Source organism: Corticimicrobacter sp. (assembly GCF_040137905.1).
Classification (GTDB): Bacteria; Pseudomonadota; Gammaproteobacteria; order Burkholderiales; family Burkholderiaceae_B; genus Corticimicrobacter.
On record NZ_JBEFDG010000025.1, the window covers coordinates 1 to 17,122 of the forward strand.

Below are 17,122 nucleotides of genomic sequence, written 5' to 3' on the forward strand. Positions count from 1 at the left end.
ACAAATTCCTTGCCGATGATCTTGCGCTTGGCTTCGGGATCGCTCACGCCGGCCAGCTTGCCCATGAACTGCTCGGTCGCGTCCACGTGGATCACGCGCACGCCCAGGTTTTGCACGAAAGTCTGCATCACCTGTTCGGCCTCGTTCAGGCGCAGCAGACCGTGATCGACGAAAACGCAAGTCAACTGGTCGCCGATGGCGCGGTGGATCAGGGCTGCAGCCACCGACGAATCGACGCCGCCGGACAGGCCCAGCAACACTTCTTCGTCGCCGACCTGCTCACGGATACGGGCAATGGCTGTCTCGACGTAGTCGGGCATGTTCCAGTCGCTGGCGCAACCGCAGATCTCATGCACAAAACGGCTCAACATGGCCGGGCCCTGCACGGTATGCGTGACCTCAGGGTGGAACTGCACCGCGTAGAAACCGCGCGCTTCGTCGGCCATGCCGGCGATGGGGCACGATGGCGTGGAAGCCATCAGCTTGAAGCCGGCAGGCAGCTCGGTAACCTTGTCGCCGTGGCTCATCCAGACCTTGAGCATGCCGTGGCCGTCGGCCGTGGCAAAGTCCTGGATGCCATCCAGCAGCCGGGTATGGCCGTGGGCGCGTACTTCGGCATAGCCGAACTCGCGGTGATCGGAAAAGCTGACCTTGCCGCCAAAATGCTGCGCCATGGCCTGCATCCCATAGCAAATGCCCAGTACCGGCAGGCCGGCCTCGAACACGATGGGCGGTGCCTTGAGCGCGTGCTCATCGTAGGCCGAAGCATGGCTGCCCGACAGGATGATGCCCTTGATGCCGGCAGCGACCTGCTGGCTGATGAAGTCTTCGCTGACATCACCTGCGTGGATCTCGCAGTAGACGCCCGCTTCGCGCACGCGGCGCGCGATCAGTTGCGTGACCTGCGAACCGTAGTCCAGAATGAGAATGCTGTCTTGCATGTCGAATGGTTTCCGTCGGCTTGTAATCAGTCGGCGCGGTAGTTGGGCGCTTCTTTGGTGATCTGCACGTCATGCACGTGCGATTCGCGCACGCCCGCCGCCGTGATCTGGACGAACTCGGCCTGGGTCCGCATCTGTTCGATGCTGGCGCAGCCGCAGTAACCCATGGAGGCACGCACACCACCCACCAGTTGGAAAATGATGGCCAGCACGCTGCCCTTGTAGGGTACGCGGCCTTCGATGCCCTCGGGCACCAGCTTGTCAGCGTTGTTTGACGGATCCTGGAAGTAGCGATCGGCAGAACCATCGGACATGGCACCGAGGCTGCCCATGCCGCGATACGACTTGTAGGAGCGGCCCTGGAACAGCACGATTTCGCCCGGTGCCTCTTCGGTACCGGCAAACATGCCGCCCATCATGACGGTCGATGCACCTGCTGCCAGTGCCTTGGCGATATCGCCCGAGAAGCGCACGCCGCCATCGGCGATCAGCGGCACGCCCGTGCCCTCAAGGGCCTCGGCCACATCGCTGATGGCGGTGATCTGGGGCACGCCCACACCGGCCACGATACGGGTGGTGCAGATCGAGCCAGGGCCGATCCCGACCTTGACCCCATCGGCACCGGCTTCTGCCAGGGCGCGCGCGGCGGCACCAGTGGCGATGTTGCCGCCGATCACCTGCACATTGGGATAGTTCTGCTTGACCCAGCGCACGCGCTCGATCACGCCGGACGAATGGCCGTGCGCGGTATCCACCACGATCACGTCCACACCGGCAGCCACCAGACGCTCGACGCGCTCTTCGGTGCCGGCACCCACGCCTACGGCTGCGCCGACGCGCAACTGGCCCTTGCTGTCCTTGCAGGCAAAGGGATGGGCAGTGTTCTTGACGATGTCCTTGACGGTGGCCAGGCCACGCAGCTCGAAGCTGTCATTGACGATCAGGACTCGCTCCAGGCGATGCTTGTGCATCAGCGTCTGGGCCTGATCCAGCGTGGCGTCTTCGGTCATGGTGACCAGACGCTCCTGCGGCGTCATGATCTGGCTGAGCGGCAGGTCCAGCCGATCCTCGAAGCGCAGATCGCGGTTGGTGACGATGCCGACTACCTTGCCGCCCTGCACCACCGGCAGGCCGGAAATGCCGTGCTGGCGCTGCAGTTCGATGGCATCGCGCACCTTCATGTCGGGCGTGACCGTGATCGGATCGATAACGATACCGAACTCATGACGCTTGACGCGGGATACCTCGTGCGCCTGCTGCTCGGGCGAGAGATTCTTGTGGATAATGCCGATCCCGCCTTCCTGCGCCATGGCGATGGCCAGGCGCGACTCCGTCACGGTATCCATGGCGGCGGACACGAGCGGAATGTTGAGGGTGATGTCGCGGGTCAGGCGGGTGGCGAGAGAAGTGTCGCGGGGCAGGACGTTGGAAAAGGCAGGCACCAGCAACACATCGTCGAATGTGAGTGCTTTTTTGATGAGACGCATGAATGACTCCGGGCGCAAAGCACGATTATACGCTAATCACCCCAGCCCGGGGTACCACATGAGCCGTTGCCCTGATGCTCAGTCTTCCTCTTTGCCGGTCACGGCATTGGTATCATTGGCCCCCGGAATCCGGTCACGCCCGGCCACCCGGTCACGATACAGCGCAGAGCGCACCAGCAGCAGAAAGGTCACCGCCGTGGTCGTCACGGCAAAGAACGTGATCAGCAATTCATGGATCACCGGCCGGGTCTGCGCCACCGAAAAATACAACATCGAGGCCACCAGCAAACAGCCAGCCCCCAGCGTGGCACCCATGGTTGGCGCATGCACACGCTGGTAGAAATTGCGCAGGCGCACCATGCCGAACGAACCGATGCAGGCCAGCAGCGCGCCCGCCAGCACCAGTGCCGCCACGATATAGGCCACCCATTCGGGCACCTGGGCCATCTGGTTCATTCGATTACCTCCCCGCGCAGCAGGAACTTGGCCAGCGCCGTGGTGCCGACGAAGCCCAGTCCGGCCACGATCAGTGCCGCCTCGAAATAGACGACGGTACCGTGCAGCATGCCAAAGGTCAGCAGCAACAGCATGCCGTTGATATAGAGCGCATCGGTCGCCAGTACCCGGTCAGGCGCACTCGGCCCCTTGACCAGCCGGTATACGGAAAACAGCACACCCAGCGCCAGCAGGCACTGAGCGGCCACCAGTGCGTAATAGAGCACGATCATGACTCGAATATCTCCCTGAGCAGCGACTCATAGCGGCCCTTGATGCTGTCCAGCCAGACGGACTCGTCCTGCAGGTCGAGCACGTGGATCAGCAGGCGACTGTTCTCCTGGTCGTATTCAACCCATACGGTGCCGGGCGTCGAGGTGATGATGCACGACAGCACCGCCAGGCCATAGGGGTCCTTGAGTTCCAGCGGGATATACATGAAACCGGAATGGCTGGCTCGTTCCTTGCCACCCAGCACAATGCGGGCCACGGCGATATTGGACTTCACGATATCGATCAGCACGCGGAAAAAGAGCCGTACGATGACCCAGGGGCGACGCACCCGGGCACGATCGGGAATCAGCGACTGCATGATCCATGGCAGGAACAGCCCCAGCGCAGCGCCCAGCAGGATATGCGCGAAGGCCACGGTCTGGTTCATGAGCAGCCACATCGCCAGCAGGAACAGCGACATCAGCGGCATGGGCACCCAGCGTCGGGCAATCGTCATGGCTGCCCTCCTTCGCTGCGCACCACCAGCGGTGCTGTCTGGACGGCCTGGATATACTCCTGCGGCGCATACAGCGAACGGGCCGCATCATCCATATAGCGCATCACGGGGCCGGAATAGAACGTCAGCACGATGCAGACGGTCAGCAGCCCGCCCACCGGCGCTGCTTCCATCAGGCGCAGACGCGGCACCACCCGTCCCTGCGGAGCCCAGAAGATCCGGATGCCGGAACGCGTCATGCTGATCACCACGAACAGGCCGGACGCGATCAGCAATCCCAGCATGATCCATTGTGCCGTGCCGCCGGTTGCCAGGCTCTGGCTGTTTTCCTGCAACCCCAGCGGATTGAGCACGGCCGACAACAGCGCAAACTTGGCGATGAAACCAGACAGCGGCGGCAGGCCCGCCATCAGCAGCGCGCAGAATACAAAGCTCAACCCGAGAAAAGCCATCGCCGCGGGAATCGCCACACCGACCACCTCGACTTCCGGGCCATCTACCGGATCGGGGTTGGCGGCACCGAATGCCTCGAGCGTCAGCGCCAGCATGGCAGCGGCTGGCGTACGACCGCGTTCGACCAGTTCGATTAGCATGAAGAAGGCCGCCACCGACAGCGTGGACACCACCAGATAGAACAGCGCCGCACCGGTCACCTGCCCTTCCGCAAAGCCGACGGCAGCGAGCAGGGTGCCCGACGACACCAGCACCGAAAAGCCGGCCATCCGTGCCAGATCCTGGGACGAGAGAATGCCGATGGCCCCGAAGACGATCGTGGCCATGCCGCCATAGAGCAGCCAGTCGGCACCGAACAGCATCGACTCGCCCGCCTCGGGGCCGAACAGCAGCGTCCAGACGCGCAGGATGGAATACACCCCGACCTTGGTCATGATGACGAACATGGCAGCCACGGGCGGGCATGCCGCTGCATAGGCCGACGGCAACCAGAAATTGAGTGGCCAGACAGCTGCCTTGACCAGGAAGGCCACGCCCAGGACGGCGGCCCCCGCTTCGAACAGCATGCGCTCCTGGCTGGCCAGGCTGCCGACGCCGGCGGCCATGTCTGCCATGCTGAGCGTGCCGGTGACGCTGTACATCAGGCTGACACCGATCAGGAACAGCGAAGAGGCCGCCAGGTTGACCGTGATGTAATGCAACCCGGCGCGAATGCGCATACTGCCCGAACCATGCAGGATCAGTCCGTACGATGCGGCCAGCAGCAGCTCGAAAAACACGAATAGATTGAACAGATCGCCGGTCAGGAAGGCCCCGTTGAGCCCCATCAACAGGAATTGCAACATGGGGTGAAAATGGGCTCCGGCCCGGTCCCAGCGCGCAACCGAATACACCAGCACGGCCAACCCCAGGGCGCTGCTGAGCAGCACCATGACCAGCGACAGGCGATCCACCGCCAGCACGATCCCCAGCCAGGAGGGCCAGTTGCCCAGCAGATACACGGCCACGGCCGTGCCGTCCTGGCCGAAATTTCCCTGGTCGAGCTGTTGCAACAGATACCAGGTCAGTGCCAGCAACCCCAGAATGGAGGCCAGATTGATGCCGATCTTGACCCGACGCCAGCGCTCGCCCATGAGCAGCATGATCGATGCGGCCACCAGCGGCAGCACGATCGGCGCGATCAGCAAATGATGCAGCATGGGCGTCATACGTCGGACTCCTTGCCATCGACGTGATCCGTGCCGGTCAGGCCGCGCGAGGCCAGCAGCACGACCAGGTACAGCGCCGTCATTGCGAAGCCGATCACGATGGCCGTGAGCACCAGTGCCTGTGGCAGCGGATCGGCCATCTGGGCAGGATCCGGCACGATGCCGGCCTCGATGACAGGCACCTTGTCGACAGACAGACGCCCCATGCTGAAAATGAACAGGTTGACCGCGTACGAGATCAGCGACAGCCCCACGATCACCTGGAACGTGCGGGGCCGCAACAGCAGCCACACTCCGGAGCCAGCCAATACGCCGATAGCCAATGCAATGACGATTTCCATCAGTTCCCCCTGCCCGTCTTGAAGGCCGGCGCAACACGATGGCCGCGTACCGACTGGTGTGCCAGCGCGATCAGGATCAGCGTCGTGGCACCCACCACCAGCAGGAATACGCCCAGGTCAAACAGGAACGCGCTGGGCAGCGGCACCTCACCCAGCAAGGGCAGGACCGGATGCGGCGAACTCGATGTCAGGAACGGATGACCGAACCACCATGCCCCCAGGCCGGTGAAGCCTGCCAGCAGCAGGCCCGATCCGATCCAGGCCTGCGGATGCAGATTCATGCGTTTTTCGACCCAGGCCGTACCACCCGCCATGTATTGCAGGATGATGGCGACCGACATGATCAGGCCCGCCACGAAACCACCACCCGGCAGGTTATGCCCGCGCATGAAGAAGTAGATGGCCAGCATGGCGATGATCGGGAACATCATGCGCATGATGATGGCCGGCACCATGAGATAGCCGGTCGCCTTGTCCACGGCCTCGGGCTGTGGCCAGTCGGCCGCAAACACCCGCTGCCTGCGCTGCTGCTCGGGTACGTCGATGCTCTCGGGTGCGGGCCGGAAACGGCGCAGCAAGGCGTAGATGGTCAGCGCCACCACACCCAGCACGGTAATCTCGCCGAAGGTATCAAACCCGCGGAAGTCCACCAGGATCACATTGACCACGTTGGTGCCGCCGCCTTCCGGCAGCGCCTTCTCGACGAAGAAACGCGACATGGTCTCGGGCAAGGGACGGCTCAGGATTGCATAGGCCAGCGCGCTCATGCCCAGGCCGGCGGCAATCGCAATCGCCAGGTCGCGCACGCGACGCCCCTGTGCCGCCACGCCGGTATCGCTGCGACGCCGCAGTGCCTCCAGGCGCCGGGGCAGCCAGCGCAATCCGAGCAGGATCAGTACGACGGTCACGACCTCGACCGTCAATTGCGTGAGTGCCAGATCGGGTGCAGAGAACCAGATGAAGGTCAGGCAGGTCATCAGGCCGGCCCCACCCATCAGGATCAGTGCTGCCAGGCGGTGATACTTGGCCTGGTAGGCAGCCCCGATGGCGCAGACCGCTCCACCCACCCACAGCAGGGCAAATACGGGATCGATTGGCGAATGGCGCACCTCGCCGAACGTGATCCGCCCCAGCCACAGTGGCACGGCCGCAGCCGCCAGCGCAGCCAGCACCAGCAGCGTGAGCTGAGGTTGCAGACGGCGTGAACCGAGCAGATCCTCGACCGAGTTGGCGAGGCGCGACAACCCCGTCATGGCCGATTCGAAAATGCGCTTGCCATCCAGGCCACGCAGCAATGGGGGTCCCTTGCCGCTGTCGAGCTGCAGGTAACGCTGCATCAGCAGATAGACGGCGATCCCGCCCGCCAGGGCAAAGATACTCATCATCAGCGGCATGTTGAAGCCATGCCAGAGCGACAGTGTGTACCGTGGGGTTTCGCTGCCCAGCACGCCGATCACGGCCGTGTGCAGGATGCCGCCCACCGACAGCGCCGGAATGATCCCGACCACCAGACACAGCAACACCAGCAATTCGACCGGGAAACGCATCCAGCGCGGCGGCTCATGCGGCTGGCGCGGCAGGTCGGTCGCCAGCGGCCCGAAGAACACGCCATGGATGAAGCGCAGCGAATACGCCACGCTGAACATGCTGGCGATCGTGGCGCACAGCGGCAGCACGAAATCCTTCATGGGGCCGACATGGCCGACCACCACGGTTTCGGCAAAAAACATTTCCTTGGAAATAAAGCCGTTGAGCAATGGCACCCCTGCCATCGCGGCGCTTGCCACCATCGCCAGCGTGGCGGTATAGGGCATTGCATGCCGCAGGCCGCTCAGGCGACGGATATCGCGTGTGCCGGTCTCGTGATCGATGATGCCGGCCGCCATGAACAGCGATGCCTTGAAGGTGGCATGGTTCATGATGTGGAAAATCGCCGCCACCGCTGCCAGCGTACTGTTCATGCCCAGCAGCAGCGTGATCAGGCCCAGGTGGCTGATCGTGGAATAGGCCAGCAGGCCCTTGAGATCCTGCTGGAAAATGGCCGCATAGGCTCCCAGCAGCAATGTTGCCAGCCCAGCCACGCTGACGATCCAGAACCACTCATCGGTTCCGGCCAGCACCGGCCAGAAACGGGCCAGCAGGAACACACCCGCCTTGACCATGGTAGCCGAGTGCAGATAGGCCGACACCGGCGTGGGTGCCGCCATGGCATGTGGTAGCCAGAACTGGAACGGCACCTGGGCACTCTTGGTCAGTGCGCCCAGCAGGATCAGGATCAGTGCCGGGGTATAGAGCGCATGTTCGCGGATCGCCGCACCACGCGACAGCACCACATCAAGATCATAGCTACCCGCCATGTGCCCCAGGATCAGCAGACCGCCGAACAGGCACAGCCCGCCCGTGGCAGTGACCGTGAGTGCCATGCGCGCGCCGCGCCGCGCATTGGGATTGTGATGCCAGTAACCGATCAGAAGGAAAGACACCAGGCTGGTCAGTTCCCAGAACAGCGCAATCTGGATCAGGTTGCCGGACAGCACCAGACCCAGCATGGCCCCCATGAAGGCCAGGAAGAAAGAGAAAAACCGGGGAACGGGATCTTCCGGCGACATGTAGTAGCGTGCATAGACCACCACCAACAGTCCGATACCCGTGATCAGCAGCGAGAACAGCCAGGCAAAGCCGTCCATCCGCAAGATGAAGTTCATGCCACGCTCGGGCAGCCACGCGTACTCCTGCCGCAAGACACCGCCGTCGGTGACGTCGGGATAGGCCAGGATAGTCAGTATCAGCGCGGCGAGCGAGATCAGCCCTGCCAGCCAGGCCTCGACATTACGGGCATTGGCGGGAAACAGGGCAGCGATCAAACTACCGATAAATGGGAGGACGATAAGAGAAATTAGCAGCATGTTAGTGGAACATTTTCGCACAACATCATGCCAAACGAACCGCTGCCGACGAATTTTTTTTATCTTTTTTTTACGCCCGATCTGGTGCGGCGCAACATCGGATAAATGAGGCAGCCGCTCCCCTGCGCAGCCTCCTCATCACACCACTACGACCAGCACATATCCTGCGCCGGTCGTAGTGGGTGAGCCCTACATCAGCCCAGCGCCACCCGCGCATTGCGGAACATGCGCAGCCAGGGGCTGGCATCGCCGCCGGCATCGGCCTGTCCCCAGCGCGCCGGTGCCCACGACATCTGCACGTTGCGCGTGACCCGTTCGGGGTGAGGCATCATGATGGTGAAGCGGCCATCGGCCGTCGTCACACCTGCCAGCCCTGCCGGACTGCCATTGGGATTGAAGGGATAGGCCTCGGTGGCCTGTCCCTGGTTGTCGATATAACGCGCCACGGCCAGCACGGCATTCGCATCGCCCTGCTGTGAGAAATCGGCAAAGCCCTCGCCATGTGCCACGGCAATCGGAGCCCGCATGCCGGCCATGCCATTCAGGAACAGCGACGGCGATGCCTGCACTTCCACCATCGACAGGCGGGCCTCGTATTTTTCGGACTGATTGCGGGTAAAGCGTGGCCAGTGCGTGGCCCCCGGAATCATCGGAGCCAGCGCCGCCATCATCTGGCAACCATTGCAGACACCCAGTGCAAAGGTATCCTGGCGACCGAAATAGGCCTCGAACTGCGCGGCAAGCTGCTCATTGAAACGAATGGTGCGTGCCCAGCCCTCGCCTGCACCCAGCACATCGCCATAACTGAACCCGCCCACGGCCACCAGCCCCTGGAACTGTTCCAGCGACACACGGCCCTGCAGCAGATCGGTCATGTGCACGTCCCAGGCCTCGAAACCGGCCTTGTCGAAGGACCAGGCCATCTCGACATGGCTGTTGCAGCCCTGCTCACGCAGGATCGCCACCCTGGGCCGCTGACCGGTTGAAATGAACGGCGCAGCGATATCCTGCTGGGGATCGAACTCGACACGCGGCGCAAAGCCGGGATCATCCTGCTTCTGCCAGACATCCCACTCGGCCTCGGCGCAGGCAGGATTGTCACGGCGCTGCATGATGCGATAGCTGACTTCGCTCCAGATGCGACCCAGTTCGGCACGCGGACGGCCCCACACCTTGCGTCCGTCGCGATAAAACTCGACCTCGTCGTGGCCATTGAGGCCACCGATGGCATGCGAGCAGACCGACAGCCCGGCACCGCGCAGCACCTGCAGCACGCTGTCGCGCTCGGCAGCCGGCACCTGGATCACGACGCCGGCCTCTTCGGTAAACAAGGCCTTGAGCGTATGTTCGTCACGCTGTACAGCGACCTGCTCGGGACGGATCTTGTAATCCCCCCAATCGGCCGTATCCGGATCGATGGTCAGCATGTCGAGATTGATCGAAACACCAGTATGGCCGGCAAAGGCCATTTCGCAGACCGTGGCAAACAGACCGCCATCGGAACGGTCATGGTAAGCCAGGATCACACCATCATCAGCCAGCGTGCGAATGGCTGCGAACAACGCCCGGACGTCTTCGGGATGGTCAATGTCCGGCACGGTTTCGCCAACCTGGTCAAAGGCCTGCGCCAGGATAGACGCCCCCATACGGTGCTTGCCATGCCCCAGGTCAACCAGGATCAGCGCCGTCGGCCCCACATCGGTACGCAACTGCGGCGTCAGCGTCTTGCGGACATCCTCCACGGGCGCAAATGCCGTGACGATCAGCGAAACAGGCGCAATCACCTGGCGCTGTTCGCCATCCTGCTGCCAGACCGTACGCATCGACAACGAATCCTTGCCCACCGGAATCGACAGGCCGAGCTGCTGGCACAGGTCACTGACCGCCGACACGGTATCGTACAGCGCGGCATCCTGGCCCGGCACGCCGCAGGCGGCCATCCAGTTGGCCGACAGTTTGATGTCTTCCATGCGCCCCACCGGCGCGGCGATCAGGTTGGTCAGCGACTCGACCACGGCCATGCGGCCCGAGGCCGGCGCGTCCAGCATGGCCACCGGCGTACGCTCGCCCATCGCCATGGCCTCGCCACGCACGCCTTCGAAATCCGCCAGCGTGACCGCGCAATCAGCCACCGGCACCTGCCACGGGCCAACCATCTGGTCGCGGCTGTTAAGGCCACCCACCGTGCGATCACCGATCGTGATCAGGAAGGTCTTGTTGGCAACCGTGGGGTGACGCAGCACGCGCTCGGCCGCATCATCCAGCGTAATGTCTACCAGATCCAGTGGTGCCGCCACACCCGGCAGACGCTGTACGTCGCGTGTCATGCGCGGCGGCTTGCCCAGAATCACATCGATCGGCACATCCACCGGCAGCGGTTGCCCTGGCTGCGTCTCGCCGATGCCATATTCGACGCGCAACTGACGCGCCTCGGTCGCCGTCCCGACCACCGCGAACGGACAGCGCTCGCGTTCGGCAATCGCCCGAAAGCGCGGCAGGTCATCGGGATGAATCGCCAGCACATAGCGCTCCTGGGACTCATTGCTCCAGATCTCGGCCGGCGACAGCCCGGTTTCTTCCAGGTGTACCTGGGCCAGATCAAAGATGGCACCGCGCCCGGCATCGTTGACCAGTTCAGGGAAGGCGTTGGACAAGCCACCCGCCCCGACATCGTGGATGGCGATCACGGGGTTGTTCTCGCCCTGCTGCCAGCAGGCATCGATCACTTCCTGCGCACGTCGCTGGATCTCGGGATTGCCGCGCTGCACCGAATCGAAATCCAGCTGCGCCGTATTGCTGCCCACGCTCATGCTGGACGCTGCTCCGCCCCCCATGCCGATGCGCAGGCCAGGGCCGCCGAGCTGGATCAGCAGGCTACCGGGCGGCAGTATGTCTTTGTGGGTCTGGCCACCATCGATGCTGCCCAGACCACCGGCGATCATGATGGGTTTGTGGTAGCCCCAGCGCACACCGCCTGCGGTCTGTTCGAAGGTACGGAAATAACCCAGCAGATTGGTACGGCCGAATTCATTGTTGAACGCCGCGCCGCCCAGCGGGCCATCGATCATGATCGACAGCGGCGAAGCGATGCGGTCGGGAAGGCCGTAAGGATTTTCTTCCCAGGGCTGGATGGCGTCGTCAAAGCGCAGGTTCGAGACCGTGAAGCCGGTCAGCCCTGCCTTGGGCTTGGACCCCTTGCCGGTCGCCCCTTCATCGCGGATCTCGCCGCCCGCACCCGTGGCAGCGCCAGGAAATGGGGCAATCGCGGTCGGGTGATTGTGCGTTTCGACCTTCATCAGTGTATGCACCGTAGCCGGACGAGCCCCGTACACAGCCGAGCCGGCCTCACCGCGCTGCGGATGGAAACGCACGGCATCCCCCCCCTCCATGATGGCGGCATTGTCCGAATAGGCCACGACCGTACCCAGTGGCTGTGCCTTGTGGGTCGCACGAATCATGCCGAACAGCGTATTGGACTGTGCCTGCCCATCGATCACCCATTCGGCATTGAAAATCTTGTGGCGGCAGTGCTCGCTGTTGGCCTGCGCGAACATCATCAGTTCGACATCGGTAGGATCACGGCCCAGCGTATTGAAGGATTCCGCCAGATAATCGATTTCGTCCTCGGACAGAGCCAGGCCCAGATCGACATTGGCACGTTCCAGTGCCTGGCGACCTTCCGCCAGCAGCGCCACCGTCTGCAGTGGCTTGCCTTCGAGCGACACGAACAGCGATTCGGTGGCAAAAGCGGCATCGACGACGGTTTCGGTCATGCGATCATGCAGACAGGCAGCCGCCTGCGCCAGCATGTCCGCATCCAGCGACTTGCTGCCCAGCAGCCCCTTGGCCGGTGTCAGCAGATAGCGGATGCCGCGTTCGATGCGGCGCACCTGCGACAGGCCGCAATTGTGGGCGATATCCGACGCCTTGCTGGCCCACGGAGAAATCGTGCCCAGCCGGGGCAAAACCCGCAGGGTGAGATCATGCTTGCCGGTCGAGGCCGGATCAAGCACGGCGCGGCCATCATCGAGCAGCGCGCGCAGACGGGCCTGCCCGGCCTCATCGAGCGGTGCATCCAGCAACACGTAGTATTCATGCCAGCCCTGGACATCGGCCACAGGCAGCCTGGCAGCCTGAAGCTGAGCGAGAAGTCGGGATTGGCGGAAGGAAGACAGGGCTGGAGAGCCGTAGAAATGCAGGGTATTGGACACGGTCGGCGGGCGCGAGAAAGGAGAGGAAAACGGCCGTTGGTCGGCAAAGCTGAATTCTACCCCGGATATGAACGGCACCCCAAGGCCTGCCCGCCTCAGTCCGGATAGTGGACTTCCAGTATCTCGAGTTCCTCGATGCCTGCCGGTGTCCGCAAGGTCACGGTCTCTCCTTCGCGCGCCTTGGTCAGTGCCCGCGCGACCGGCGACACCCAACTGATACGCCCCTGCAGTGGTTCGGCCTCGTCGATGCCGACGATGGTAACAGTATGTTCATCGCCCGCCCGATCCATATAGACGACCGTAGCCCCGAAAAAAACCTGGGCGCGATTGGGCTGCAGCGCAGGATCGACCACCTCGGCGATTTCCAGACGCTTGGTCAGAAAACGCAGCCTGCGATCGATCTCCCGCAAGCGTTTCTTGCCGTACAGGTAATCGCCATTTTCAGAGCGGTCGCCATTGGAGGCGGCCCAGGACACGATCTGCACGACCGAGGGACGCTCCACATTCATGAGCTGCGTCCACTCATCGCGCAGCCGGGTATGCCCGGCCGGCGTCATGTAGTTGCGCGTGCCCTTGGGCAGTGCCGGCAAGGCCGGCACATCGTCGTCATCCTCGCCATCGGATTCTTTGACAAACGCCTTGTTCATGTTTCCTGCTTCACTCCGCGCGACAGTTCAACGGCACCATCCTGCCCACGCCCCAGGTAGCCTCGTCACCCTTGCCGCGCAACTCATGCATTCCGGAGGAGTACCAATAGCCGGAGGCAGCCGGCCGCTGCGGCAGGACGAACACCGAGCCATCGGCCAGCGTGACCCAGGCCTTCTCATCGCGGAAGGTGACATCCAGCGTAGTGCCACCCTCGCAGACAAACTTGGCCCGCAATGCCTGCTCGCCCTCGCCCGCCGGCTTTTGCGCCGGGGCGGCACAACCTGCCAGCGCCGTGGCGGCCAGCACTGCAGCAATCGGGTACAGATGCAGCTTTTTAGCCATTTTCTTCTCCTTGCAGTTGGGGAACCTCTGAATACCAGCAGGCAGTATCGACACCACAGAATCAGGGACACTATAAATCAAAAGCCCTACAATGGCGCCACTATGCGCAGTGTTTCCGACCGTATCCGCCACGCCCTGCTCTTCGAGATCCTGGGCATCTGCCTGCTTCTGCCACTTGGCACCGCCTTCCTGGGTCTGGACACCCACGAGATGGGCGTCATCGGCGTCGGCAGCGCCATCATTGCCACGCTGTGGAACTACGTCTACAACCTCATGTTCGATCGCATCAAGCTGCGCATGACCGGCACGGCTGTCAAGACGACCGTCTCGGTGCGCGTACTGCATGCCCTGCTGTTCGAAGGCGGCCTCATCATCCTGATCCTGCCGCCCATGGCACTCTATCTGGGTATCAGCCTGTATGAGGCCTTGCTGCTGGATGCCGCCATCGTGGTGTTCTACCTGGTCTATGCCTTTATCTACAACTGGATCTACGACCGGGTCTTCCCGATCCCTCCTCTGCCCGAGGAAGCGACGGTGCAGCACCAGGGCTGATCGGCCTTCATTTTCCAAAGCCAGAACCACCCGCTCTCGATTCGGGAGGGTTTAACCTCATTTACACCTCTTGCCGGATATGCTCCAGTAGGCGGCAAGGCCATCCACGGCATTCCCCTGCCGAATATATATACAGAACCGGCCCCTGTCAGGAGGAGACACGATGCGCTGCAAATCCGTACGTGCTGGTCTGGCTGTCCTGCTGCTCGCCTGCTTTCCCACAGCCTACGGTGCCTCACCCGATGGGCGCTGGCAGACCATAGATGACGAAACCGGCCAGCCCAAATCCATCATCACGCTGACCCAGGCCAGCGATGGCTCGCTGAACGGCCGCGTGACCGAGATCCTGCAATCCGACAAAGGCCCCAATCCGCGTTGCGAGAAATGCGAGGGCGAACGACACAACCAGCCGATCGTCGGCATGACCATTCTCTGGGATCTCAGACCCGAGGGAGACAACGCCTGGAATGCCGGCACCATCCTCGACCCGAGCAAGGACAAGACCTACCGTGCCAAGGCAAAACTGGCCGAGGACGGGCAAACCCTTGAGGTATCCGGCTGCATCGTCTTCATCTGCCGGTCGCAGACGTGGCTGAGGGAGCCCTGAGTCCACAGCTCAACCTACAGGTGTGACCCGGCCTGTCGACAGAATCAATTCGACTGGTGTTGTTTCCGAACTGCTGACCTCTGGAATGGCTGTGCATTGCTCTGGCAGGCATATGCCGCGCATGCTCTAATAGCGCAAAAAAATATTTCTCAGAGATTTGTCGTGCCGTTCCTGCATACGCTGGTTTTGCTGCTGGGTCCCCTGCTTGGCCTGTTTACCATCACCCTGGGCAATGGCTTCATCTCCTCTCTGACCTCCCTGCGACTCGATGCCGCAGGCGTCCCTGACACCATGATCGGCCTGGTGTCATCATCGTATTTTGTCGGCCTCACCCTGGGGGCCATGTTCAGCGACCGCCTGATCGCCCGCATCGGCCACATCCGTGCCTACAGCAGCTTCGCCTCGCTGACGGCGGTGACCTTCCTGCTGCAAGGCATGTTTTCCGATCCCTGGGCCTGGCTGGTCTTCCGGCTCTTCAATGGCTGGGCCATCATCGGCATCTATCTGGTGGTAGAAAGCTGGTTGCTGCTCACTGGCGACAAGATCACCCGTGGACGGCTGCTGGCGGTCTACATGATCGCACTGTACGGCTCGGGGATGCTCGGTCAGGTCGGGCTGGGAGCCCTCAATGCCTGGGGCGAAACCGCTCCCTTCATCGTGGCCGGCATGCTGAGCTCTCTGTCGGTCCTGCCCATGGTGATCCTGCCGCGTGCCTTGCCCGAAACCGGCAACATTGAACCCCTGATGCCCCGACATCTGCTGCGCATGACACCCGCCGGCGTGATCGGCTGTTTTGGCTCGGGTATCACGATCGCTGCCGTCTATTCGTTGTTGCCCGTCTACCTGCAACGTGTCGGCATGGATATCGAACAGGTCGGCCACCTGATGGCCTGCGTTATTTTTGGTGCCATGGTGCTGCAATACCCGGTGGGCCGCTGGTCGGACAAGCGGGACCGCCAGACGGTCCTGCTCGTGCTCAGCGCACTGTGTGCCATCCTGTCGGTCCTGATCCTGCTGCTGCCGGACCGCCAGACACTGCTGGCCGTGCTGCTCTTCCTGCTCGGTGGCGGGGTATTCGCGGTCTATCCGGTAGCCGTCAGCCACTCGGCCGATCGCGCCGTCGCCGGGGAGCTGGTCGGTGTGATCCAGGGGTTGCTGCTGATCAACTCCATCGGCTCCGTCATCAGCCCGCTGATCATATCGCCCGTCATGAAACATTGGGGAGAAGCCGGCTTTTTTTGGGCATTCGCATTGGTCAACGTATTCATGGCGATGCTCTTTCTCTGGAGACGCAAGGCCCATCCGTCGCCCACATCCGTGGCCCCTTTCGAGGCTGCTGCACAGATGTCTCCTGCCGGCGCAGAAATACGGGTAACCGAGGAGCTGGTGCAGGCTGCCGAGGAGCGCGAGCAGCGGGATGAAAGCAACAGCCAATAGTACTGCTGACCATATCCCTATGCCCTCGCCCCAGGATGACAGGTATGCCCTCTTCAGTCTGCCAGAGCGGTGCCAGAACCCAGCGCAGTCAGGCGGATCAGGCTCCTGAGGTTCTCTTGCATGAGCTTTCCAACCGCTTGTGCCGATTCGGCATCATGGGGATGAGCCAGGGTATCGAGAATTCTCTCGATATCCCCGTTGGTCAGTTCCACTTGAAGCTCCTCAGCCTCTCCCTTGCCGTTTGGCACCCATACCTTGACTTGAACTGCCAGCTTCCCCCGTTCGTCAGTCGATATTGAGGGCACCCCAGGAAGCTTGGACCGCACTTCACTGGACTTCCCAGCGCTCACTTTTTTGGTTTTCGTGACTTTCATGATGCCTCCGGCGCTACCATAGCGCAGCCTTGATGATAGCCATATCACTACATTGCAGCCATCCAATCATCCACTTTCCGAGCATGAATGCTTGAGATATCACAATAGAATGTCTCGCACAGGAGCGGAAATGGCATACAAGATGCCCAGTCGCACCAGAACGGATGGCATGAAAGTCCGGGAAAATTCAACTGGACTTGAACACTGAATATTTTTTGTGCTAAAGTAGCGCTCTTCGTTGAACGAGACATTCGGATCAACATGGCGCATTAGCTCAGCCGGTTAGAGCGACGGAATCATAATCCGCAGGTCCCCTGTTCGAATCAGGGATGCGCCACCAGAATTTCCCCTGTTAAATCAGGACATTGAAGCCACCCGATGCGGTGGCTT

General features: G+C 62.2%; 15 protein-coding genes and 1 tRNA gene. 4 read left to right on the forward strand and 12 right to left on the reverse strand.

Going from position 1 to position 17,122, the window contains the following annotated elements; translation table 11 throughout:
• The 11 genes from guaA to ABN482_RS03585 all read right to left on the reverse strand — a co-directional run.
• Window positions 1-941: glutamine-hydrolyzing GMP synthase (guaA, locus tag ABN482_RS03535; RefSeq protein ID WP_349502694.1), on the reverse strand; the 941-nt coding region annotated here is incomplete at its 3' end.
• A gap of 26 nt (window positions 942-967) precedes the next feature.
• Complete coding sequence (guaB, locus tag ABN482_RS03540; protein ID WP_109063215.1) at window positions 968-2,428, reverse strand: IMP dehydrogenase; 1,461 nt, start codon at window positions 2,426-2,428, stop codon at window positions 968-970.
• Between the two features lie 78 nt (window positions 2,429-2,506).
• Entirely contained in the window at window positions 2,507-2,884 is a 378-nt protein-coding gene (gene mnhG / locus ABN482_RS03545) for a monovalent cation/H(+) antiporter subunit G (RefSeq protein WP_349502695.1), read from the reverse strand.
• Entirely contained in the window at window positions 2,881-3,156 is a 276-nt protein-coding gene (locus ABN482_RS03550; RefSeq protein ID WP_109063217.1) for a K+/H+ antiporter subunit F, read from the reverse strand. The genes mnhG and ABN482_RS03550 overlap by 4 nt, the downstream gene beginning before the upstream one ends.
• Window positions 3,153-3,653 (reverse strand): Na+/H+ antiporter subunit E, encoded by a 501-nt coding sequence (locus ABN482_RS03555; RefSeq protein ID WP_109063218.1) that lies wholly within the window; start codon window positions 3,651-3,653, stop codon window positions 3,153-3,155. Before ABN482_RS03555 ends, ABN482_RS03550 begins: the two co-directional genes overlap by 4 nt.
• Window positions 3,650-5,314 carry a monovalent cation/H+ antiporter subunit D gene (locus tag ABN482_RS03560; protein ID WP_349502696.1) on the reverse strand — a complete coding sequence of 555 codons (1,665 nt, stop codon included), beginning with the start codon at window positions 5,312-5,314 and terminating at the stop codon, window positions 3,650-3,652. The genes ABN482_RS03555 and ABN482_RS03560 overlap by 4 nt, the downstream gene beginning before the upstream one ends.
• A complete protein-coding gene (locus ABN482_RS03565) occupies window positions 5,311-5,655 on the reverse strand; it encodes a Na+/H+ antiporter subunit C (RefSeq protein WP_109063220.1) in 345 nt (114 codons plus the stop codon). The genes ABN482_RS03560 and ABN482_RS03565 overlap by 4 nt, the downstream gene beginning before the upstream one ends.
• Window positions 5,655-8,561 carry a monovalent cation/H+ antiporter subunit A gene (locus ABN482_RS03570; RefSeq protein WP_349502697.1) on the reverse strand — a complete coding sequence of 969 codons (2,907 nt, stop codon included), beginning with the start codon at window positions 8,559-8,561 and terminating at the stop codon, window positions 5,655-5,657. Before ABN482_RS03570 ends, ABN482_RS03565 begins: the two co-directional genes overlap by 1 nt.
• A gap of 194 nt (window positions 8,562-8,755) precedes the next feature.
• Window positions 8,756-12,772 carry a phosphoribosylformylglycinamidine synthase gene (purL, locus tag ABN482_RS03575; protein WP_349502703.1) on the reverse strand — a complete coding sequence of 1,339 codons (4,017 nt, stop codon included), beginning with the start codon at window positions 12,770-12,772 and terminating at the stop codon, window positions 8,756-8,758.
• A gap of 95 nt (window positions 12,773-12,867) precedes the next feature.
• A complete protein-coding gene (gene greB, locus ABN482_RS03580) occupies window positions 12,868-13,419 on the reverse strand; it encodes a transcription elongation factor GreB (RefSeq protein WP_349502698.1) in 552 nt (183 codons plus the stop codon).
• Window positions 13,420-13,429: 10 nt separating this feature from the next.
• Window positions 13,430-13,762, reverse strand: coding sequence for an MliC family protein (locus ABN482_RS03585; protein ID WP_349502699.1), 333 nt, complete (start codon window positions 13,760-13,762; stop codon window positions 13,430-13,432).
• Between the two features lie 102 nt (window positions 13,763-13,864).
• Between ABN482_RS03585 and ABN482_RS03590 the strand changes: the two genes are divergently transcribed.
• The 3 genes from ABN482_RS03590 (at window position 13,865) to ABN482_RS03600 (ending at window position 16,358) form a co-directional block, all read left to right on the forward strand.
• Window positions 13,865-14,314 (forward strand): PACE efflux transporter, encoded by a 450-nt coding sequence (locus ABN482_RS03590; RefSeq protein ID WP_109063224.1) that lies wholly within the window; start codon window positions 13,865-13,867, stop codon window positions 14,312-14,314.
• A gap of 163 nt (window positions 14,315-14,477) precedes the next feature.
• Entirely contained in the window at window positions 14,478-14,921 is a 444-nt protein-coding gene (locus ABN482_RS03595; RefSeq protein ID WP_349502700.1) for a DUF2147 domain-containing protein, read from the forward strand.
• A gap of 162 nt (window positions 14,922-15,083) precedes the next feature.
• Window positions 15,084-16,358 (forward strand): MFS transporter, encoded by a 1,275-nt coding sequence (locus ABN482_RS03600; protein WP_349502701.1) that lies wholly within the window; start codon window positions 15,084-15,086, stop codon window positions 16,356-16,358.
• Window positions 16,359-16,411: 53 nt separating this feature from the next.
• On the opposite strand, the gene ABN482_RS03605 is transcribed toward ABN482_RS03600, so the two are convergent.
• Window positions 16,412-16,732, reverse strand: a complete 321-nt coding sequence (locus tag ABN482_RS03605) for a hypothetical protein (protein ID WP_349502702.1) — start codon at window positions 16,730-16,732, stop codon at window positions 16,412-16,414.
• A 263-nt stretch (window positions 16,733-16,995) separates the two neighbouring features.
• Between ABN482_RS03605 and ABN482_RS03610 the strand changes: the two genes are divergently transcribed.
• Window positions 16,996-17,072, forward strand: a tRNA-Met gene (locus ABN482_RS03610).
• Window positions 17,073-17,122 lie beyond the last annotated feature (50 nt).